This window comes from Dyella sp. CR10 (assembly GCF_055814425.1).
Map to the genome: position 1 here is coordinate 2,237,713 of NZ_CP185986.1, position 20,973 is coordinate 2,258,685.

The following is a 20,973-nucleotide window of genomic DNA, read 5'->3' on the forward strand; positions in this document are numbered from 1 at the left end:
CCGCCGCAAGCCAGCCTCGCCCCCATCCTCCCTTCCCGACTGGATCACGGACGTCTACATGAAATCCCTGCCCGCCTTGCTCCTGGCCTGCCTCGCGATCATCCCCGTCTCGAACGCCATGGCCGATGCCTTCGAGGTGAGCCAGCGCACCCTGAGCTGGCATCCCACGCAGGACGACGGGGATTCATCCTGGCTGCGCTCGGAATGGGGAAAGGGATCCATCGTGATGCCCTTCGTCGTGTCGCCGCACGCGGAGATCGCCGCACGCATCAACGACACGCTGTACCTGGACCTGGTCGGCGTGCCCGCACCGGCCGAGCCGGGCAAGAGCTTCGCCCTGCCCAAGGGCTACCCGCCCGGGAACCTCGATGACTTCCCGCTGGAAGGTACCAGCAGCCTCGAGTTCACGGTGCTGCGCAACGACGGCCGCATTCTTTCGCTCTCGATCGACCGCGAAGGCTGTGGCGCGTACTGCGAGAGCTACGCCACGCCGTACAACTTCGATGCCACGAGCGGACGCAGCTTCACCGCAAGGGACGTCTTCACCCACGCCGGGCAGCTGCAGATCGCCAAGCTGGTGGCGCAGGAGCGCAAGCGGCAGTACGCCGCCATGATCAAGCAGCTCAAGGCGCAGCTCGCCGCGCTGGGCAACTCGGGCAAGGCCGACAAACGGCAGGGAGACCGGGACGACCTCAAGGAGCGTCTCGAACTCAACGAGGACTGCCTCGCACGCATCGACGGCGACAGCCCGGGCGATCCGCTCGAATACTTCGACTACCTCAAGTTCGCCATCCCGGACGACCACGGCGTGCAGTTCACCAGCGAGCGCTGCAGCAACCATGCCTCGCGCGCCCTGGACGATGTCGGCGACATCAGCCTTGGCCTTCCCGACGACAAGCTGCGCGGCATGCTGACCGCCTATGGTCAGTACCTGTTCTTCGGTGGCGACAAGCCCAAGCAAGCATCGTCCCCGTTCGGCGTGCCCCTGCATGGCAAGATCGGCCAGGCGCCGATGACGATACGCCTGCAACCCGACGCCCAGGGGCACGTCGCCGCCATGTACTACTACGACAAATACCGTTCTCCGATCGCGCTTACAGGCAGCATGGACGGTGACCACATCGTCTTGAATACGCCGCCCGGGAAGGACACGCAGGCCGCGGAACCGGAGACGTTCGAACTGGTGCGCCATGGCGGCGCGTTCTCCGGCCAGTGGCGCAAGCAGGACGCGCAGCGGCCGGTGAGCTTTGGCCTTTAGTGCCGGCGGGCCCGCTCAGCCGTTGGTGACATTGGCGCCCAGCGTCTCGCCTTTCTGGCCGATATAGATGTTCAGATACAGAGGGGCAAAGCGGATCCAGCGCTGTTCGATCAGCGACACGCAATCGGCGCGGAGCATGATGCGGTCGGTCGCCTTGAAACCCTTTCGCTGTCCGGCGAAGGTTTCGATGATGTGCCTCGCCGCCGGACTTTCGAGCTTTCGAGCCAACGGCACGCCAGCCGCCGGCAACGTGTCGACAGCGACGGGTTCGCGAGTCTGAGCCGAGAAGATCAGGACCTTGTCGATCTGTAGCGGTTGGCCGCGCGCACCCTCGCGGAACGTATATGCCGCGCCACCGATATGCCGCTCCGGCTGACTACGGATGGCCAGTACGTAAGGGGTGAGCTTTTTGACCAGTTCGTCCAGCAGGCGCTGATCGTCCTTGACGCGCTGATCGTGCCTTGCCGAGAAACGAAAACCCTGTTCATCGGAGAGGACGAACACCCACAGTAGCCGCAACAGGAACACGGCCAATCCGCCAAGACAAAGCAGCCCCAAGACCAGATTCGCATCCATTGCCAGCCCCATCGCTCCCGCCATCCGCATCGCTTCCTCCCTTGAAGCCGTCAGGCTCTCGTCTCCGCGTTCCCGCGCCGCCGCGAAGGCGCTTCGCCGGACGCAGCCCGCATATCCCGTGACCGCTTGGAACCACCGCGCATGAGCATCCGCATCGACCACGCCGACACCGATACCGACATCGCCGCCACCTTCGACGTCATGCACCAGCTGCGGCCCCATCTGGACCGCGCGGGCTACGTTCCGCTGGTGCGCGATCTGATGGCGAGCGACGGCCTGAAGCTGCTGGTTCTGACTGATGGCGGCACGGTCCGCGCAGTGGCGGGCTATCGTCTCATGAACACGCTCTATTGCGGCCGCCTGCTCTACGTGGATGACCTGGTCGCCGACCAGCACACCCGTTCTCGCGGCTATGGCGCGCAGCTGATCGCCCGGCTCAAGGACGAGGCGCGGGCGCAAGGGTGCAGCGAGATCCAGCTGATCTCACGCGTCGTCCGCGAGCAGGCGCACCGGTTCTATTTCCGCGAAGGCTTCGGCATCGAATGCTTCCACTTCCGCCATCGGTTCGAATGAATTTGCGATACTCAGGCAGCCTGCCCCGATCGCGCTGGCCACACCACCGCCTGCGCCACCACCACGTGATCGCCATTGAAGGTCGCGGCGGGCGATCCGTACAAGGCATAGCCGAGCGCCAAGGCTTCGGATACCCGATGGCAGAAGCTGGCGTCGTCCCTGCCGGTGAGCAGGCGATAGAGGGGCAGGCCGTCGGGCGGTGTGTCGGACATGGTTTCTTCCGGGCGGTGGAGAGTCCCGCAGCCTAACCCAGGAATGCCCGACCGCGGCATCCGGCACTGGCGCGCCTGCACCGGACGGATACAGTCGCCCGACTTTCCTCGTAGCGACGTTGGCGATGGCGGACACCCCGGTCTTCTTCATGCATGCGGCGATCGCGGCCATGCTCGCGGCGGGCATGTTGCTTCTGCCTCTGCGGAGGGTCCTGACAGGCATCGTCGTAGCGGCCTGCGTGGCGTTGTCGGCGGCCTGGCTGGCGGGTGTCGTGCTGGTGCCAATGGCACCGCCGCCGATCGCGGCGGTGTTGCGTCAACTGGTCGTTCTCACCTTCATGCTCGGTCCCTGGCTGGTGGGCGCCGCGACGGTCGCCACCCTCGATGCGGCACGGCAACGCCGCGACAGCGCGCGGGCCGCGCCACGGCTGGCCGCCGGTCTGTCGGTCTACGTCGCGCTGAACTTCTTCGGCTTCGAGATCGGCAAGGCGCTGCACGACGCGGAGATGCGCCAGTTTTTCCAGGCTTCCGGCCTGCCGCTGTGGTCGATGTATGCGGTGATGGCGGTGGAGACGGTCTGCGCCATCGCCCTGCTGTTTCCGCGCGTGCGCCACCTGGGAGCGGGCGTACTCGTGCTGATGATGTGCGGCGCTATCGGCACGCATGCGCACAACGGCGATCCGTTCTCCGACTCGCTGGATGCCTTGCGCATGCTGCTGATGTCGGCGTGCATCCTGGTTCTGTGGAAAGCCCGGCGCGCATCTGCCCTTCCGCCGCCACGCCCGCTGCGCTGAAAGGCCAGCCCGATGCTGTGCAATGCGCCGCTCCGCATGAGCGGCAATCACTACGACAGGTGCGCTTTGGCTACCCCCTGGTTGCAACATCCCCTGACTTTCAAAGGCCGGCTGGTCGAGCTGCGGCCCTTGGAAGACGACACGCTGGAAGCGCTGTTCGAGGTGGCTCAGGATCGCGAGATCTGGCGCCTCACCTCCATCGACTACTCTGACCCCGCCATTTTCTATCCCAACTTCACCGCCGCGCTGCGCGACCGCGAGCAAGGCAAGGCCTACCCCTTCCTGATCTGCTTGGCCGGCAGCGGACGCATCGTCGGGACCACGCGCCTGCTCGATATCCATCCGCAGGACCGCAAGCTCGAAATCGGCGTCACCTGGATCGCCAGCGCGTACTGGGGCAGCGGCGTCAACACCGAGTGCAAGCTGCTCCTGCTCGAACATGGCTTCGAGGTACTGGGCGCCAACCGGGTACAGTTTCGCGCCAAGGCCGACAATGCACGCTCGCGCCGCGCGCTGGAGAAGATCGGCGCGGTGTTCGAAGGCGTCATGCGCCAGGACAAGATCGAGCCTGACGGGAAGCCTCGGGACACGGCGTTCTATAGCATCGTGCGCGAAGAGTGGCCGCACGTGCGGGACCGGCTCACTGCTCAGCTTGACTCGCATGGACCGGCATGAACGCCTGCCGACCTATGGCGGGCTCCATTTCTGCGCCACCAGCCATTCGCTGCGCAACACGGCGGCATAGCTCTCGCCAGCCTTTGCCTGCCCGCGGTCAGGGATGATCCCGCCGGAACAGCGCCCACTCCTCGATCCGCTCGCCGCTCGGCAACGTGCAGTAGCCGACTTCGCCGTCTTTCTCCTTGACGATGTCCAGCTTGCCGCCGAGCTTAGTGCAATACACCGAGGCCGGGTTCGCCATGCCGACCTGCACCGGTTTCGCGGGCAGCTCGGTGTGGCTCGCGCAAGCGGCGAGCATCGTCGCCAGGGCCGCCGTGGTGAACGTCTTCATGGTTCCATGACTCCTGTCTGCAGCGCCTTCGCCGGGGCGCCCTTTCTCAACCCCAGCGCGTAATACAACACCGTCAGCAACACCAGCCACAGCGGCCCGACCACCAGCGCCACGCGCGTATCGGGGAAGTACGCCATCAAGCCGATCACCAGCACCAGGAAAGCCAGTGCCAGCCACGAGGCGTATGGAAAGAACGGCATGCGGAACGACAGCCTCCCGCGCTCGGCCTCGCTGAGGCTGCGACGGAACCTCATCTGCGTGACCAGCACGATGCCCCAGGTCCAGATCGCGCCGAACGTCGCCACCGACGTCACCCATACGAACACCTTGGCCGGCACCAGGTAATTGAGCAGCACGCCGAACAGCAAGGCGACCAGCGACACCACGATCGCCCGGTACGGAATGCCGCTGCGCGAGGTCACCGCGAAGGTGCGCGGCGCCTGCCCCTGCTGCGCCAGGTTGTAGAGCATGCGGCCGGTGCTATAGATACCGCCGTTGCACGAGGACAGCGCCGCGGTAAGCACCACGAAATTGATGATGCCCGCCGCCGACTTGATGCCCAACCGCTCGAAGGTCATCACGAACGGGCTGCCGCGCGTGCCCAGCTCGTTCCAGGGGTAGATCGACAGGATCACGAACAGCGCGCCCACGTAGAAGATCAGGATGCGCCAGAACACCGAGTTGATCGCATCGGGAATCGACTTCTCCGGCTTGTCCGCCTCGCCGGCGGTCAGGCCGATCATCTCCACGCCGAGGTAGGCGAACATCACCATCTGCAGTGCCATCAGCATGCCTTTGGCGCCGTTGGGCATGAAGCCGCCATGCGTCCACAGATTGCTGATGCCGGTGGCCACGCCCTGGTTGCCGAGGCCGAACAGGATCATCGCGCCGCCGCCGACGATCATCAGCACGATCGTCACCACCTTGATCATGGCGAACCAGAACTCGAACTCGCCGTAGGCCTTCACCGCCGCCAGGTTGACCGCGCCCATCGCCGCCAGCGCGGCCAGCGCCCATACCCACTGCGGCACGTCGGGGAACCACACGCCCATGTAGATGCCCACCGCGGTGATCTCCGCGATGCAGGTCACCAGCCACATGAACCAGTAGTTCCAGCCGGTGAGGAAGCCCGGCAGCGGGCCGAGATAATCCTGCGCGTAGCGGCTGAAGGAGCCTGCCACCGGGTTCTGCACGGCCATCTCGCCGAGTGCGCGCATGATGATGAAGATCGCCAACCCGCCCAGGACGTACGACAGCAGGATGGCCGGCCCGGCGAGCTTGATCGCGTTGGCCGAGCCAAGGAACAACCCCACGCCGATGGCCGAGCCCAGCGCCATCAGGCGGATATGACGTTCCTGCAGGCCGCGCTTGAGCGCTTGATCATTGGTATGCATGGATATCCCGGGGTGCGTGGCGCAGTGGCAGGGTCGCGCCGCGAAGGCGCATGAACGCTCAGCCCGGGATTGAAGCCCCTGGTCCGGACGACTGCAAGTGTCACCGGGCGGCGACGGGGCGGTTGTGCGCGGGTCGGCAAAGGCGACCCCATGCAGGGCCGCCGCCCGAGTTGCTCAGCCCAGCGATCGCACCCGAAAGTTGCGCCCCTTGATCTTGCCGGCCCGCAGGCGCTCCAGCGCCTTGCCGGCCAGCGCGCGGCTCACCGCCACATAGGCGCGGGTGGCGAAGACGTCGATCTTGCCCACATCGTCCGCCGTCAGTCCGGCATCGCCGGTCAGCGCACCGAGGATATCGCCCGGGCGCAGCTTGTCCTGGCGGCCGGCGTCGATGACCAGCGTCTTCATCGGCGCCAGGTTCAGGGTCTTGCCCCGCGGCGGCGCAAGTTTCAGCGGCTGCCAGGTCAGCGGCTCGCCCAGCACCTGCTCGATGTTGTCGGCCTTGGGTTTCTCGCGCGGTGTGCACAGCGTAATCGCCAGGCCGGTTTGCCCGGCGCGGCCGGTGCGGCCGATGCGATGGGTATGGGTGTCCGGGTCGTGGGCGATGTCGTAGCTGATCACCAGCGGCAAGGCGGTGATGTCCAGCCCGCGCGCCGCCACGTCGGTCGCCACCAGCACCGCGCAGCTGCGGTTGGCGAACTGCACCAGCACCTCGTCGCGGTCGCGCTGCTCCATGTCGCCGTGCAGGGCCAGCGCGGAGAAGCCGCGGCGGTCCAGTTCCTCCGCCACGGCATCGACGTCGCGGCGCATATTGCAGAACACCAGCGCATGCTGCCCGCGCTCGCCGGCGAGCAGCTGGGCGAGCGCATCGAACTTGCGCTCCGGCGCCACCTCGATGAAGCGCTGTTCGATCGCCGGCCGGGTCTCGGCCGGCGCTTCCACGGTGACCTCCACCGGATCGCGCTGCAGGCGGCGGCTCACCTCGCGGATGCCTTCCGGATAGGTGGCCGAGAACAAGAGCGTCTGGTGATGCTTGGCGATGCGCTTGACGATGTCGTCGATGGTGTCGCTGAAGCCCATGTCCAGCATGCGGTCGGCCTCGTCCAGCACCAGCACCTTGATGCCGCCGCCGTGCAGGCTCTCGCGCTTGAGGTGTTCCTGCACGCGGCCGGGCGTGCCCACCACGATGTGCGGATCGTGCGCCAGCGAGGCCAGCTGCGGGCCCAGCGGCATGCCGCCGCACAGGGTCAGCAGCTTGACGTTGGGGATATTGGCCGCCAGCTTGCGGATGGCCTTGCTCACCTGGTCGGCCAGCTCGCGCGTCGGGCACAGCACCAGCGCCTGCAGACGGATCGTCTCAACGCTCAGCGCCTGCAATAGGCCTAGCCCGAACGCCGCGGTCTTGCCGCTGCCGGTCTGCGCCTGGGCGATCACGTCGCGCCCTTCGAGTATGGCCGGCAGGCTGCGGGCCTGGATGGGGGTCATCTCGCTATAGCCGAGCGCTTCAACGCTGGCGAGCAAGGCGGGGTTGAGCGGGAGGGTGCTGAAGGCAGTCATGCGGCATTCTCGCATGGACGCGGGTTTGAGGCCCGGCGCGGCGATGAGTCGCGCCGCTCAATCCTCCGGCGGTGCCCAATCCTCCACCGGGACGAACCGGCCGGATGTGGGCGTTTTCTCGAAGGCGCTGCCGATCGGTGCATCCAGGTAAGGCAGGATGCCCGGATCGTAGTTGGCGATCGTATTCACGTCATAGATGCCGTGATTCGCCGCGTCGTCCATGTACTCGTCGCTCTCTGACCCGGACAGGAAACGCCAACCGCTGTCGATGTCGTTGTCGGGTGCTTCGCGATACATGAAGCGCACGGGGAAACCCTCCACCGTGATGCGGTCCGTCGCGAAGCAGGCGCCGTAGCCGGTCGCCAGTGGCTTGATCTGATCCTTGGACAGCTTGAACGACTTGGTCATGACGCATCCTCACGATACCGTCGACGCGGTGGCGATCGCGGTTTTCATCAAAGCCATTTCAGCGCGACATTCAGCGCTTCGCGGGCACCGGGGAGGTTTTCGTCGCGCGCGTACTCCAGCAGCGCGATGGCGCAGGCAGTGTCGCGCATGATCCCCGAGCCTTCCAGATACAACTGCGCCATCGCGATGCAGGCCGCGTCGCGGCCCTGGTCGATGGCACGGCGGTACCAGTAAGCGGCGAGCCGACTGTCGCGGCCCACGCCGATGCCCATGCTGTAGTACCAGCCCAATTGCTGCTGGGCCTCGGCGCAACCCTGCCTGGCCGACCGCTCCAGCAGGCGGGCCGCCTCTTCCAGATCGTGCTCGACACCCCTGCCAGCCTGCACCCGATACGCCAGCTTGCACTGACCGATCGGATTGCCTTCGGCGGCGAGGCGCTGCAGCAGCTCGAGGCGCGCGTCTTCCTGCGCATGGTCGATGAGGATCTGTGCCGCCTCCACGCTGCCGTGGCGATAGGCCGCTTCGGCAAGCTCACGGATCTTCTCGCGGTCGTAAGCCACGCCGAATTCCGCGCGGAGGTGTCGCGCCAACTGGTAAGCGGCATCCGGATGACCATGCTCGGCCGCGGCGGCGAGCCAGTGACAGGAACGCGCCGGATCGCGCGGGCGGCCGTCGCCCACATAGTGGATGAAGCCAAGCTGCGCCATGGCGTCGGCGTTGCCGGCGCCGGCAAGCCGCTCCAATGCGTCGATCGCCGGCTTATCGCCGGGGACGGCGGCGGCCTGCAGACGCGCGATGTCGACAAAGCGATAGTCGCCGCGCTTCACGCGCGTCGCCTTGATCATCCGATGGCGCCCGGCCGTGCGCACCACGGCATAGCGTGGCCTGCCACCCTCGCGCCGGAATGTGCCGAGCACATCGATCACCTCACCGTCGGCACCGCTTTTCAAGCGCACGCGGTCGCCGATGCGGATGTCATTGCCGTTCGCGTAACGGAACGGGGCTTGGGCGTCCGATTCGGCGCTGGCCAGAGCCAGCCGGGTGCCACCCGACACGGGTCGCCGAAACGTCAAGGTGACCGCGCCCACCAGAGGTACGGCTTCGCCATGCGTCAGATAGGCCTTCAGGCGACGCCATGCCTCGCCATGCGCGAGCCAATAGGTACTCAGGCCCTGACCGCCGAGGCGCTCGATCAGATCCAGGCCGGTTTTCGTTTCGTCCAGCTCGGGTTCGTGCCGGCCGGGCTCCGGTGGCGGACTGTCAGGAAACGAAACGCGGATCGCTGGCCACAGCTCGGCATCTTCATGGCCTTCGCCATGCTCGATGGCATGACCGCGCCAGCGAGGCACCACTTCCGCCGAAGGTGCATCGGCTTCGTAGTCGTAGAGCTGCCCGGCGATGCATTGCCGCCCATGGCCGTCGACGAGCAGGTTCACGGTACCTTGCGTGCCGATGAAGTCCTCCATGTACCAGGCCTCGCGCAGGAAGCCCGGTGCGCCCAGCGCACGACTCAAAGCAGCGAAGCGGATCGCGCCATCGGGCCCCGCTTCGCACAACCAGGCATCCGGCGTGGCAAGCAGGACATGCCAGCCGCCGCGCCCTGGGATCACGGCGATGCGCCATGCGCGGCCATCCTCGCTGGAGATCTCGCCGCCCCGCCCTTCGGCGCTGTCGACCAGCGCCATGCCTTCGGCTTCCAGCTGTTCGCGCAAGGCCTGCGCGATGTGTGCCGTGTCGCGACAGAAGAGGTAGCCGCTCAGTTCGTGGTGCGTGTCCATCGCGTTTCGTCCTTGAAGTCGCTGGAGCCCGGCCAGGGTCGCTTCGCCTGGCGATCCGGCCCGTGAGGCCGGCCAGGGATCATAGCGCCATCACCCGATCGCCGCTCCCGTGGCCGGATAGACTACCGCCCCGTCGGGGCGGATCGACGCCCCCGCCGTCAGTTGCGCCTGTTCCACGTGCCCTTCGCCCAGGATGTGGATCACGGTCTGGCCATGGGCGATCAGATAGTCGGTGATAATGCGACGGTGGCAGCGCCACCACACCGCTTCCGAACACATGATCGCGCAGCGCTGCGTCTGCCCCGCGACGATGAGATGGTCCAGACCAGCTTGAAAATCCGCCGACAGTGCGTGGTCGGCGTAGTTGTGGAAACTTCGGTTGGTCCAGAAGCCGTTGGTCTCGGCCGGTACGGGATCGGACCGTCCGCGGCGGCCGCCGAGCGAGGCCAGGTGTTCGTAGGCGATGCCCATGGACGCAAGCGCGTCAGGCAAGGTGTCGATGTTGAACTGCGGGTTGGTGCGTGAACGCGGGAAGGCACGCACGTCCACCAGGCGTTCGATCTGCGCATCGCGCAGCAACCTTGCGAACGCATCGAAGCTGCGATTGGAATGGCCGATGGTGAAGAAGGCCGACGTCACGAGCGGCCTTCGCGGCGCGAGTGACGCAACGCGCTGCCCTTGTGGGCAGCGACATGGTCGGTCCTGTCGCTCTTGATCTCGTACTGCGGATCGTCCTTCGACGCGCGGTGCGTGTGACCTTTGTAGTCGAAATCCTTGGTATGCACGGCGACAATCGTTCCCGATACCCAGCCGGCTTCGGAATTCCAGGTGACGTGATCACCTACGTTGAATGATTTGGTCATCGCGGCTCTTCCAGGACATCGGCTTTTCAGAAGCCGCGATCGACTGTGCTAGCCCTGGCGTTAAATCGGAGCATCCAGTGCATGGCGGCAGCGTGATGCCCGGCGAGCCGCGCGCTCAGATCGGATACGTAAATTCGCCCAGATAGACCAGCTCGAAGCCATCGCCTCGTACCGATCTGGGCGAGGCGATCTCGTCTTTCCGGATAAAGAGCAGCGCATTAGCGTCGTCCAGTCTCGCCGCACGTGCCGCCTCGCACACTGGCTCAAGCCAGTGCTCGGCGTATGAGTGCGGGGCAAAGAACGCTTCCAGCGATTGGCCCGGCTCGCGCGTACCGGTCTCCATGAAGTCGTGGTCGCAGAAAAACTCGCCTTGCGAGCCGTAGAAATCGGAACGTGGCTCGCCATCCTCCCGATCGTAATCCTCTTCGAGAAAGGCCTCGAAGCGGTCCTCGTCGGTGACGCGGCCGAGGTAGAAATGCGAAGTTTCAGTGCGGCGCACGATTCGCCCCCTCCATCGGGTTCGGCATGAAGGTGAAGATCAGCGTTCGCTGGAAGACGCTTTCGAAGCCTTTGTAAGGCAACGGTTGCGCTCGTTTGACGGCCGCGATCACGGACTTCCTTCCCAGCTCGCCGTAGGGACAAGCCGGATCGACAACGACTTCTTCGACGACGCCGCCAAGCGCCTGCGTAATGCGCACCTTGCAGGCGGCCTGCGGAAGGTCGGCGGGGGAAAGCCAGTTCGCGCGAATGGCGGATCGAATGGCCTGGACATACCGCGCGCGCAGGGCTTGCTTTGCGTTATCACCTTTCCCGGCCCCGCCAGCGCTTTGGCCGAACGCCGGGCCGGTCAGCGCGACGATACCCAGCAGCGCGCAGGCAACGATCCTTCTACCCGTCAAAGCGGACTCCTTGAATGTCGTGACCGAGTTTCCAGGTGCGCCCGCAAGTGCTTGCCATACGTAAGCCCAGGCATGGACATGGGCGACCCGACTCCGGGTGATCCTATAACCGACCCGCCTCGAATGACCTTTGCCAGCCTCCTGCACTCACCACGCGCCCCGCTTCAAACGTGAATTCCACTCGGGACACCCTCTTGCCCTGGCTATCGATGAAATCGACTTCCACCTTTTGCTTTGAACACGGGTCAGCCGGCATATCCATGTAGTCCCAGCCAAGGTAACGATAAGTATCCGCCTTCATCGTTTGCGCAAGCACGCGAGCGCCATCGACTCCCGCTCCCAAGGGCCTGCCAGGTCACCTGCGCCAAGGCCGAAACTCGCGGTCGGCGCGACCAGCGCCGCAAGCCCCTCATCCGAGCCTGCCGCCCGCTTGACGACATCAACAGCACGAAGGCTCAAGAACTGGTGCAATTCACTTGAACCCGATATGTCCGGCAGACCGCATTCAGAAGACCCAGCGGAAGCGGGGCCTACAGCCATGGCCGCCGATACAAGCGCACATATCGCAGAAATCCATGGGCTCACGTCACTCTCCCCTGCGGGTTCATTCAGTGTCTGCTTCGGGTTGCGGATTCAGCGGGTCGTTGCAACACACTGAAGACTGCGCGAGCAGCAGGAGTGTTGCAAGATGTCCCAACGACCTCCGACTCATTACACCGATAGCCAGATTGGGCTGATGTGGGACCGTTGGCAACGTGGCGAGTCCCTTCACCAGATTGCCAGGCTCTTTGATCGGCATCATTCCTCGGTCCGCCGGATCCTGGCCGAGACCGGCGGTATCCGGCCCGCTGTGCGCCATCGATCGGATCGGACGCTGTCACTGGCCGAGCGTGAGGAGATCTCAAGGGCGCTCATGGCGGGGCAATCGATTCGCTCCGTGGCGGTTCGGCTGAGCCGGGCGCCATCGACGATCAGCCGGGAGATCCGGCGCAATGGTGGACAGGAGCGCTATCGGGCCAGCTGTGCTGATCAATGCGCATGGGATCGGGCCCGTCGGCCCAAGCCCTGCAAATTAGTCCAGCACCGGACCCTGGCGCGCCTGGTAGCCGCTAAGCTCCAGCATCAATGGGCGCCAGACCAGATTGCCGGCTGGCTCAAACGGACGTACCCGGGGAATGAGGCACTTCAGGTGTCGCATGAAACGATCTATCGCAGCCTCTTCATCCAGGCGCGCGGAGCCCTGAAAAAAGAGCTCTTGGCGCACCTTCGGCGTACGCGAGCCATGCGCCGTTCGCGGCATCACACGCAAAAGACCGAAGGTCATGCGCAAATCACCGGCGCCATCTCGATCCGTGAACGTCCTGCCGATATCGAGGATCGCGCCGTGCCCGGTCATTGGGAGGGCGACCTGTTGTTGGGCGGCAGAAATAGCCAGATCGCCACGCTGGTCGAACGGTGGTCTCGCTATGTCGTGCTGATCAAGCTGGACGGTAGGGACAGTGAGACGGTGGTCAGCGCGTTAATCAAGCACGCAGGGAAGCTTCCGCGCGAGCTGTATCGATCGCTGACTTGGGATCGCGGGTCGGAGCTGGCCCAACATCAGCGCTTTACGCTGGCGACGGACATCAAGGTCTACTTCTGTGATCCGTACAACCCTTGGCAGCGTGGCTCGAACGAGAACACCAATGGCCTTCTGAGCCAGTATTTCCCCAAGGGAATGGATCTATCCGGGTTCTCGCAAGCGCAGCTCGATGCCGTGGCAAGGCGCTTGAATGGGCGGCCAAGGAAAACCTTAAACTACGAAACGCCGGCCGAACGATTTCATCAAACTGTTGCAACGACCGGCTGAATCCGCAGTCGGAAGCGGACAGCTTGTTTTTCAGCAGATATCAGACCCGACGCACCCTTGGATTCTGATTATCGCGAGCCACGCCTAAGCCCCCCCTCATCAGTGCGAATCTGTGCTTCACCACGCCAACGCGATGTCCGCTTCGGATGGAAAGCGAACTTCTCAAACCTGGTTGCCACAACCGCATTTCACGAATCAGTTCGGCGCCTGCAGGTGCAGGCGGTCAGGGCACCTGTCGAAGTTCAGGATTCCCGTCTTGGTGCAGCGCGCCTCGAGCGAGTTGGCGATGATGGCCCCTGCCGCCAATGGCGACTGCAGGTGATAGGTTATGCCGGGCACGACTGAGACTGCCGGCTGACCATTCATGCCGACCAACATTACGTTTTCGTTGAGGAGGAAGCGGCCAAGGTCGGGGCGCTTACCAGTGGCGGCATCCATTGGACCCAGGACTGACAGGAAACCCAGGATGTGGAGATTGTTTTCGAAGGAGACGCCTGTGTAGACAAGCGCGTATCGGTTCGCATTCTCCGGCGCACTGAGTTCGCGCTGCTGGAACTCCGTCTCCTTTGGGGAATAGTCAGCTGCGGCAATCCTTTCCGGCAGCAAAAATTCACGCAGCGCGACATTCACGCCACGCTGCTCCAGGTTGAAAGCAATGGCCTTGGGAAGCAGTCTGCACATGACGAACTGCGGGTTCTGCGTCAACGCGACGGGCTCCGGGCCAGGACGAGAAACCAGCCGAGATAGCACGTTACCGCTCAGGCTTTGGGAGCACACGCCAAATGAGTAGTTGGCCACGATGAGCACCGGCGCGATGGGTGTGCCGGGCTCGATCAGCGTGCTGTCGCGCGCGGAGGCTGCCCACGCCGTAACAAACAGGCCGGCGAACACCAAGAGCGCGCGTGCCCGTCGATGGCGACCATTTACCTTGCGGCGTTCGTGGATGAGTCGGGGATTCCTGGAAAACAAGGCATGTCCTTTTGGTCAGTTCGCCGGAGCCAGCCGGCTGATTGGATTTCCATTCCCGCGCAGTGTGGCGCGGAGATGCCGAGTATGCACCCGCCCGGCCACATGCGATTGACCGCAACGTTCGGTCTGGTCGAGAGCAACGAAGGCTAGCAATCGGCAAAGGGGCGAAAGCGGGCAGTTCAGTCTCGTTTGGAACTGGGATCGCCAATCCCAGGAACCTTCGAGACCCAGCGGGCAGTCGGCGCATGAGCGACGCCTGGGTTGCCACATGCAGGCCGACTTTGGCCCTATTTCATTGCCGAAGCGCACCGAGAAGGTTTGCCACAGCCTTAGACGCCTTGTCGGAACAGAATCTTGGGTTGTCGACTTTGACCGTAACGACCTGACCTTGCACAACCGCATCCAACAGGACTGATTCGCCATCCATGACACCGCACGACACGGCTTTGCCGTTGTAAGCCCTCAGGAACTCAATGAGCTTTTTCAGGCAAACCTCATCGGACCCCGACTTTTCGGTTCCTAAATTGGCCGGTTTAACGAGTAGCTTTCCCTGGTCATAAGTCGACATGCTTTCGAATGAGCGCAGCGTGCCGTTAGACACAACGAAGCCAGTGACCGCGCCGGACATGTAATCGCGTGTCCAAACGCGGAGCTCAAAATCGGTCGCCGACGTTAACGGTGCAAGTCCTGCGGCACGCGCGTATTCACTGGCCGCAGGTTTGAGATCTTCTGAATAGAAGCTGGAAGGCTCGCTCGCAATGCCAAAGGAAATGAACGCCAATAATAGAAACGCCAGACACCTCATTGACCAAGCTCCCTATAGTCCAGCCGGCGGTGCGCCGAACCACATTGCCGCCCACTCGGCCCGCTCATCTTCCGATGGGCTCCAAAAGAACGACCTTTCTTCATCGGTCAACTGAGAGGAAAACACTTCGTCGTCCAGCGTAGCCCCTTCCTGCTTCGCGGTTCGAATTTGTTCGAACAGCGCCCTTGTGCGGGTCAGCGTCGCGGTGTCGATTGGCACGAATTCGACCGAACAGCAGTCCATCCTCCCCCCTATTAGGTCCGCTACGGGTCGGGAGCGGACATTGTGCCTTTGCCGCTCAGGATCCATGTCACCTTGATTGATTCACCTGATCCGACCGTACATATCCTCGCCGGTCAGATCGTTTGCCTTATGGAGAAGGTCTTCGAGGGCAAAGTACTCCGGGCCACTGTCCTGCTTCTTGCTTGCCAAATCCATGCAAACTGATCTCAATTCAGCAGTGAGACCAAACATGGACTTCAGAACCTCTGGGTCATGGATACGGCCACCTGAGGCAGGGGTGCCGAGTCGAAGAGCATCGACATAGTCTCCAGCCTCGACCAATTTTCGAATTCGATCCGAAAGTTCCACGTTTAAACCCCTTCGGTAATGTCCGCTCCAGGTCGGAAGCGGACTTGGTCATTCTTCGCACTCGTGATCACCATTCATCGTCACGAACCCCTCCGTCCATTCGACCTGATCCAATGGGTGCCCCGAGATATAGAAGCCGTCTTCCTCGCCCGGAGCTTCTGGATCGATGATATTCGGATGCCTGGCGAACCCTGGCTGTGCCGACAGGCGATCAACTGCCGCCCTTGCGCCATCCAAAGTGCGAAAAACGCCAATCATCTTCCAGTCTTCGAATTCGTCTTGAAGAGTGTGTTTGTGCTGGACGACATGTACCCTTTCCATCTCGATCTGCTCCACTACGTTCCGCGCCTGCCATGTGTCTGCCCTGGGTCTGCGACTTCAGTCGGAAGCGGACATTCCATGATCATCAGTACCTAGCTAACTCGATCATCTCAATACCTGCTAACAACGACGAGCTTCAGCGCAGCGTCATACACCGATCCTGCCGCACGGTTGAAGCCTTCCATGCCCTCGATGGCTGCGTATTGACCGGTCAGGCTATTGAATCGGGCGGGCACGTAATCGTTGAAACTTCCCATTCCCCCGAACACGCTCCGAACCGAGGCAGATAACCCGTTCAGCGCCTCCTGGTCAAACCCAGCATCGAGTAAGAATTGAGCCCTGCTGAGACATTGAACGAAGTGGCCCTTCCACTGACAGTCAGGGTCCAGATCCAAGTTAGTAATGAGCCGCCCCAGCGCAACAATAAGCTCCTCAAGCTGGGATGCTCGATCAATTCCTTCGTCGTTAGTAGCCATCGACCTGCGTTCCTGGAATCCCTGGAAAATCTGCCCGCTTCGAATCTGAAGCGGATCTCCCTCTTCCTACTTCCGCGGGCGGCGATGACTCATCCACCGGAACACTACAGTGATCGAACCTGCGACCAACCAAGTCGCTTGCAGGAGAATCAAGCCGACTCGCAGGAGTTCTGACTTCGTCTGGATACCCCACCCAAGCACGATGCAAACAGCGAGGAAGCCTAGAAAGGCCACAGGACTGAAACTGGTCGTTCCCGGTGCTCCGCGATCCATACCCCCTCCTTTGGGTCGAAATGATTACTCCAAATCCGGCGGCATTCCAGTGCATATCGACGACGTCTGCGTCGGTTCGAAACCGGAAATCACGGCAGGTTTCAGGGGATTCAAGCCTGCGGCGCCTACCTCTCTGGCCAGTACCAAGCCGGCTCTTCCAACTCCCGCAATCCCACCACCCGCGTCTGGCTCAATACCTTTTCCAGCGCCACCACGTTGCACCCGGCCTCCTCCAGCGCCGCGATCAACCGCCCCGCGTGGGATACCACCCAGACCTGGCTGCGCTTCGAGGCCTGCACGATCAGCCTCGCCAGTGCGGGCAACAGATCCGGGTGCAGGCTGGTCTCCGGTTCGTTCAGCACCATCAGCGGCGGCGGGCGTGGCGTATGTAGCGCGGCGATCCAGAGCAGGTAGCGCAAGGTGCCGTCGGAGAGCTCGGCGGCGGCGAGGGGGCGCAGCAGGCCGTGCTGGGTGAAAAGCAAATGGAAGCGGCCGTCTTTCGCTTCGACGTGGACGGAAGCGCCGGGAAAGGCATCCTCCACTGCGGCGTGCAAGGCCCGCGCATCGCCGATTTCGACGATGGTCTGCCAGGCGGCGGCGAGGTCGCTGCCGTCGTGGCTGAGCACCGGCGTACGCGTGCCGAGTTGCGCGAGGCGTGCGGGGGCATCGCGGTCGGAACGGAAGTGGTCATAGAAGCGCCAGCTGCGGATCGACTCGCGTAGCACCATCGCCTCCGGCGTGCGCTCGGGATCGGCCAGTTGGGTGAACAGGCTCTCGAACAGGTTCAGGTGCTCGGCCACGACGCGCCAGCTGCGCCCTTCCTTGGCGCGCGCCATGGCGCCGCGACGGTCGATCAACACATTCGAGGAACGCAGGAAAGGGCCCGCCCAGATCGCCTCGCGCTTGATCTCCGGATCGAATTGAAAAGCCCCGGAGAGCGCGGGCGGTGGCGGCAAGCCGAGGTCGATGGCGTAGCCGAAATCGTCACCGGCGAAGCCCAGCTTGAGCGTCACCGGCTCCTGCCGTGGCCCGCCCTGCACCGGCACTTCGCCGGAGAGCATGCGCCGCGAGAATTTCTCCGGCCCCGCCCACAGGGTGGAGGGCAGACCGCCCTCGCGCGCCAAGGCGCTGACCACGCCGCCGTGCGCGGTCTCCGCGAGCAGGCGCAGGGCACGATAGAGGCTGGATTTGCCGCTGCCATTGGCACCGGTGATCAGGTTGAGCTGATCAAGCGGAATGGTGAGCGCGCGCAGGGAACGATAGTTGGCGATGGCCAGGGTCTTGAGCATGGGCGGATCCGCGCCAGAACGTGTCGGCACAGGTTCCGCCCTGGCCGCCTCAATGCCTGAGACAAGCACCGCTACGCTTTAAACCTTTACCGAGGTCCCGGCCCCCATCCCCACTATCGCCTTCATAAGGAACGACGGTGGCAATGAATCACTCGACGCGGAGGCGGTTCCTGCAAGGAACCCTGCTGGCCACGGCCGGCATAGGGCTGGCACCGGCGTTACGAGCCATGGCCGCCGATGCGGATGTCGGCCCGGCGGGTGTAGCCGATGCCTTCGTCAAGGCGAATGGCTTCAACGGCGTCATCCATCCATTGCGCGACGGAGTTGCCAGCCATGCGCTGGACGGGCGATCCACGCTGGTCGTGCTCAACAACACGGACCTGAGCCACAAGACGATCGATCTTTTTGGCGAGGCGATACTGCGCAAGATGTGATCTAGGGCTTGCGCTCATCATCCGCGCCCGCAGTGATCCGCACGGGCAGATTGATGGTCAGCGCGAGTCCTTCAGCGTCGCGCACGAGGTGGATAGGCACGGGCTTGGCGCGCTTCGACAGCGCTTCGACGCCCGCTTTGTCCAGCACCGTGAGCGTGCGGCTGGCGTACGAGAAACTGACGACCTTGCCGTCGAAGAGATCCAGCCCGAGCGTGCCATCGATCCGCTCGCTCGATCCGGTGGGCAGCAGCTTGTTCAAGTCGAACACGCCCAGCGTTTCCCTATGGACGCGGTGCGAGCCGATCTTGTCGCAGCGCTGCATGTCCAGGCGGTTGCCGCTCATCTGGAAGCCGGAGACCTGGCCCCAGGGCTTGCAGCCGATCTGCGCGGCGAGCTCGGGCGTGATGTTGCTGACCCCGCCGCCGCTGTCGAAGACGAACACGCCCGGATGGCCGGCCACGACCGCGTGCAGGGTCAACCGCCGCATCCCTCTGAGGATAGCGCGCACTGCGCTGTCCATAGATAACCATTGGGATGGCGTCACACAAGCATGACAGCGACTTCAGCTCCATCCGGTCAAGCGCCAACAGCAAAATAGTCTCTTTTATCCATGCCTGCCTCGCCCCACTGCCGAGATCACGTGGATGCATTTCGTCAGGCACGCGCAAGCATTTCAAAATTCACCGTCTATTTCGTCAGTGAAGCGCATGGCTCAGTAATCCACGCGTAAACATCCATAGACAGGATGGCCATCCTCTCGGATGACTTCATCCGCGGACCTAACTTCAATCAACACGAAAAACATGCTCGGGACACTTATTATCGCTCGCCGCAAATGGCTGGTCTTCAGCGTCATACCTATTCTCGCAGCTTGCAGCCGCGTAGACGCCGGATCCACGGACATTCCCCATAATGCCACGCCCGAAGCAGCCTCGCAGGAAAGTGCGGATGCCGTCGACGTACTTATCTATGGCGCGACGCCAGGGGGCATATCTGCAGCACTAGAAGCCGCGAAACTAGGCAAACGGATCCTCATCCTCACGCCCACGACCCACATCGGCGGCATGACCACAAGCGGAATCAGCGCGACGGATGCCTATCCTCAAGATCGCCTGTGGGCGATGGGTGGTTTTGCCCGTCGCTTTGTGGACGCAGTGAATACTCGTTATGGGACCACCTGGACCATGGGGGGAATTTTCGGCGAGCCCCATATCGCCGAAAATATCTTGCTGGACATGTTGAGCGGCACTCCATCCGTTTCCGTGGAATACGGTGCTGAGCTGGCAAGCGCGGTGACCGCCAATCATCAAATCAAATACGTGAAGATGCGAGATGGGCGTAAATACGCCGCGAAAATTTTCATCGATGCCAGCTACGAGGGTGACCTGCTTGCAAAGGCAGGGGTCGGCTACACACTCGGGCGAGAAGCACAGTCCCAATACGGCGAATCGCTCGCCGGTGTCGGTTCCATCACCATCAAGGAAGGGACGGGCGTAGATCCTTATGTCGTGCCGGGCGATCAGGAAAGCGGCCTGCTTCCCCATGTCTCTCATAATAAGCTTGGTGCCCATGGCACCGCAGACTCTGCCGTGCAGGCATACGGCTATCGACTCTGCCTTACGGCGGACAAGATGAATCAACTACCGATCGTCAAACCGGACAATTACGATCCCTGGGAATTCGAGTTACTGGGTCGCACCGCCCAGGCGCATCCGGAACTTATCAAGACCTCCGATTACATTGCCAACGTTCGAATCCCCAACAACAAATTCGATGTAAACAGTTTTGGCTTACTGTCTACTGACAAAGTCGGAGGGGGTTCAGGGTATGCCGAGGCCGATTCGGAAGGGCGCCGCATCATTGAGGCAGAGCATAAGCGCTATACGACGGCGGTCCTTACATTTCTCGCGACGGACCGACGAATCCCCGATAATGTACGAACTGAAGTAGCGTCATGGGGCTTATGCAAAGATGAGTACCAGGATAATGGTGGGTTTCCCTGGCTTCTTTATGTGAGGGAAAGTCGCCGAATGATCGGTGACTACGTAATGAAGCAATCAGATCTTTATACGGAAACCGTTATCTTTGACTCCATCGGCCTGGGTGCTTTTCCCATAGATCAGCATACGGTCCACCGCGTCGCCATTGATGGGCAAGTCGGCATTGAAGGTGAGATCTGGCAACCGCTACCCCGCCCATATCCGATCTCTTATAGGTCCATCACGCCGAAATCCAATGAGATCCGCAATCTACTCGTTCCAGTGGCGCTTTCAGCATCGCATGTTGCGTACTCATCAATGCGTGTCGAGCCGACATTTATGATTACCGGCCAAGCGGCGGGCGCTGCGGCGGCGCTCGCCATCGACACAGGAAGCAGCGTCCAGAACGTCGACTATGGAAAGTTATCGGCTGTCCTCCTCGCAGACGGTGCAGTGCTATCCAATAGGTAGCTCGCAGACGTCGTGCTATCTCAAAGGACACGATGGAGAAAAAACCCAGAGCCCCGCTCGGCTGCTGCCCGGCGCGGGGCCAGCCCCCTCCCCCGATAGGACAGGCCCTATCGTCCCCGCGCTTTCACGCCCGACCCTAAAATTACAAACGACCGGCCGCGTGAATCATCAGCCGATTAATGGCCGATAGAAAGCGGT

Annotated in this window: 25 protein-coding genes; 7 read left to right on the forward strand and 18 right to left on the reverse strand. The window is 62.8% G+C overall.

What is annotated here, in order from left to right; genetic code table 11:
- Window positions 1-58 precede the first annotated feature (58 nt).
- Window positions 59-1,258, forward strand: a complete 1,200-nt coding sequence (locus ACNR9O_RS09865) for a hypothetical protein (RefSeq protein WP_473681046.1) — start codon at window positions 59-61, stop codon at window positions 1,256-1,258.
- 15 nt (window positions 1,259-1,273) lie between these two features.
- Here the strand turns inward: ACNR9O_RS09865 and ACNR9O_RS09870 are convergent, their stop codons facing one another.
- Window positions 1,274-1,858 (reverse strand): hypothetical protein, encoded by a 585-nt coding sequence (locus ACNR9O_RS09870; RefSeq protein WP_473681044.1) that lies wholly within the window; start codon window positions 1,856-1,858, stop codon window positions 1,274-1,276.
- A gap of 117 nt (window positions 1,859-1,975) precedes the next feature.
- Between ACNR9O_RS09870 and ACNR9O_RS09875 the strand changes: the two genes are divergently transcribed.
- Complete coding sequence (locus tag ACNR9O_RS09875; protein WP_473681042.1) at window positions 1,976-2,407, forward strand: GNAT family N-acetyltransferase; 432 nt, start codon at window positions 1,976-1,978, stop codon at window positions 2,405-2,407.
- A gap of 11 nt (window positions 2,408-2,418) precedes the next feature.
- Here the strand turns inward: ACNR9O_RS09875 and ACNR9O_RS09880 are convergent, their stop codons facing one another.
- Window positions 2,419-2,619 (reverse strand): DUF1737 domain-containing protein, encoded by a 201-nt coding sequence (locus ACNR9O_RS09880; RefSeq protein ID WP_473681040.1) that lies wholly within the window; start codon window positions 2,617-2,619, stop codon window positions 2,419-2,421.
- Between the two features lie 125 nt (window positions 2,620-2,744).
- Between ACNR9O_RS09880 and ACNR9O_RS09885 the strand changes: the two genes are divergently transcribed.
- Window positions 2,745-3,413, forward strand: coding sequence for a DoxX family protein (locus ACNR9O_RS09885; RefSeq protein WP_473681038.1), 669 nt, complete (start codon window positions 2,745-2,747; stop codon window positions 3,411-3,413).
- An 81-nt stretch (window positions 3,414-3,494) separates the two neighbouring features.
- Entirely contained in the window at window positions 3,495-4,088 is a 594-nt protein-coding gene (locus ACNR9O_RS09890; protein WP_473681036.1) for a GNAT family N-acetyltransferase, read from the forward strand.
- 97 nt (window positions 4,089-4,185) lie between these two features.
- Here the strand turns inward: ACNR9O_RS09890 and ACNR9O_RS09895 are convergent, their stop codons facing one another.
- From ACNR9O_RS09895 to ACNR9O_RS09935, 9 genes are all read right to left on the reverse strand, one after another.
- Window positions 4,186-4,422, reverse strand: a complete 237-nt coding sequence (locus ACNR9O_RS09895) for a putative hemolysin (RefSeq protein WP_473681033.1) — start codon at window positions 4,420-4,422, stop codon at window positions 4,186-4,188.
- On the reverse strand, window positions 4,419-5,816 hold the full coding sequence (locus ACNR9O_RS09900) for an amino acid permease (protein ID WP_473681031.1): 1,398 nt from the start codon (window positions 5,814-5,816) through the stop codon (window positions 4,419-4,421). The genes ACNR9O_RS09895 and ACNR9O_RS09900 overlap by 4 nt, the downstream gene beginning before the upstream one ends.
- 174 nt (window positions 5,817-5,990) lie before the next feature.
- Window positions 5,991-7,370 (reverse strand): ATP-dependent RNA helicase DbpA, encoded by a 1,380-nt coding sequence (dbpA, locus tag ACNR9O_RS09905; RefSeq protein ID WP_473681029.1) that lies wholly within the window; start codon window positions 7,368-7,370, stop codon window positions 5,991-5,993.
- Window positions 7,371-7,427: 57 nt separating this feature from the next.
- A complete protein-coding gene (locus ACNR9O_RS09910; protein ID WP_473681027.1) occupies window positions 7,428-7,778 on the reverse strand; it encodes a DUF2185 domain-containing protein in 351 nt (116 codons plus the stop codon).
- 47 nt (window positions 7,779-7,825) lie between these two features.
- Window positions 7,826-9,556 carry a tetratricopeptide repeat protein gene (locus tag ACNR9O_RS09915; protein ID WP_473681025.1) on the reverse strand — a complete coding sequence of 577 codons (1,731 nt, stop codon included), beginning with the start codon at window positions 9,554-9,556 and terminating at the stop codon, window positions 7,826-7,828.
- Between the two features lie 90 nt (window positions 9,557-9,646).
- Window positions 9,647-10,195, reverse strand: a complete 549-nt coding sequence (locus tag ACNR9O_RS09920; protein ID WP_473681023.1) for a DUF488 domain-containing protein — start codon at window positions 10,193-10,195, stop codon at window positions 9,647-9,649.
- Window positions 10,192-10,419: a hypervirulence associated TUDOR domain-containing protein gene (locus tag ACNR9O_RS09925; protein ID WP_473681021.1), complete on the reverse strand. Its 228-nt coding sequence runs from the start codon at window positions 10,417-10,419 to the stop codon at window positions 10,192-10,194. The genes ACNR9O_RS09920 and ACNR9O_RS09925 overlap by 4 nt, the downstream gene beginning before the upstream one ends.
- Window positions 10,420-10,534: 115 nt before the next feature.
- Window positions 10,535-10,918, reverse strand: coding sequence for an immunity 22 family protein (locus ACNR9O_RS09930; protein WP_473681019.1), 384 nt, complete (start codon window positions 10,916-10,918; stop codon window positions 10,535-10,537).
- Window positions 10,905-11,318 (reverse strand): hypothetical protein, encoded by a 414-nt coding sequence (locus tag ACNR9O_RS09935; protein WP_473681017.1) that lies wholly within the window; start codon window positions 11,316-11,318, stop codon window positions 10,905-10,907. The genes ACNR9O_RS09930 and ACNR9O_RS09935 overlap by 14 nt, the downstream gene beginning before the upstream one ends.
- Window positions 11,319-12,006: 688 nt before the next feature.
- Between ACNR9O_RS09935 and ACNR9O_RS09940 the strand changes: the two genes are divergently transcribed.
- Complete coding sequence (locus tag ACNR9O_RS09940; RefSeq protein WP_473681015.1) at window positions 12,007-13,167, forward strand: IS30 family transposase; 1,161 nt, start codon at window positions 12,007-12,009, stop codon at window positions 13,165-13,167.
- Between the two features lie 195 nt (window positions 13,168-13,362).
- Here the strand turns inward: ACNR9O_RS09940 and ACNR9O_RS09945 are convergent, their stop codons facing one another.
- The 6 genes from ACNR9O_RS09945 to ACNR9O_RS09970 all read right to left on the reverse strand — a co-directional run bounded on the left by ACNR9O_RS09945 (window position 13,363) and on the right by ACNR9O_RS09970 (window position 17,891).
- Window positions 13,363-14,136: a hypothetical protein gene (locus ACNR9O_RS09945; protein WP_473681013.1), complete on the reverse strand. Its 774-nt coding sequence runs from the start codon at window positions 14,134-14,136 to the stop codon at window positions 13,363-13,365.
- 292 nt (window positions 14,137-14,428) lie between these two features.
- A complete protein-coding gene (locus ACNR9O_RS09950; protein ID WP_473681011.1) occupies window positions 14,429-14,941 on the reverse strand; it encodes a hypothetical protein in 513 nt (170 codons plus the stop codon).
- 324 nt (window positions 14,942-15,265) lie between these two features.
- Entirely contained in the window at window positions 15,266-15,532 is a 267-nt protein-coding gene (locus ACNR9O_RS09955; protein ID WP_473681009.1) for a hypothetical protein, read from the reverse strand.
- A 48-nt stretch (window positions 15,533-15,580) separates the two neighbouring features.
- Complete coding sequence (locus ACNR9O_RS09960) at window positions 15,581-15,868, reverse strand: hypothetical protein (RefSeq protein WP_473681007.1); 288 nt, start codon at window positions 15,866-15,868, stop codon at window positions 15,581-15,583.
- Between the two features lie 95 nt (window positions 15,869-15,963).
- Window positions 15,964-16,329, reverse strand: coding sequence for a DUF6966 domain-containing protein (locus tag ACNR9O_RS09965; RefSeq protein WP_473681005.1), 366 nt, complete (start codon window positions 16,327-16,329; stop codon window positions 15,964-15,966).
- 398 nt (window positions 16,330-16,727) lie between these two features.
- Entirely contained in the window at window positions 16,728-17,891 is a 1,164-nt protein-coding gene (locus ACNR9O_RS09970) for an AAA family ATPase (protein ID WP_473681003.1), read from the reverse strand.
- 143 nt (window positions 17,892-18,034) lie between these two features.
- Between ACNR9O_RS09970 and ACNR9O_RS09975 the strand changes: the two genes are divergently transcribed.
- Window positions 18,035-18,325 (forward strand): hypothetical protein, encoded by a 291-nt coding sequence (locus ACNR9O_RS09975; RefSeq protein ID WP_473681001.1) that lies wholly within the window; start codon window positions 18,035-18,037, stop codon window positions 18,323-18,325.
- A gap of 1 nt (window position 18,326) precedes the next feature.
- On the opposite strand, the gene ACNR9O_RS09980 is transcribed toward ACNR9O_RS09975, so the two are convergent.
- Window positions 18,327-18,803, reverse strand: a complete 477-nt coding sequence (locus tag ACNR9O_RS09980; protein WP_473680999.1) for a pepsin/retropepsin-like aspartic protease family protein — start codon at window positions 18,801-18,803, stop codon at window positions 18,327-18,329.
- Window positions 18,804-19,086: 283 nt separating this feature from the next.
- Between ACNR9O_RS09980 and ACNR9O_RS09985 the strand changes: the two genes are divergently transcribed.
- Window positions 19,087-20,775, forward strand: a complete 1,689-nt coding sequence (locus ACNR9O_RS09985; protein WP_473680997.1) for an FAD-dependent oxidoreductase — start codon at window positions 19,087-19,089, stop codon at window positions 20,773-20,775.
- Window positions 20,776-20,973 lie beyond the last annotated feature (198 nt).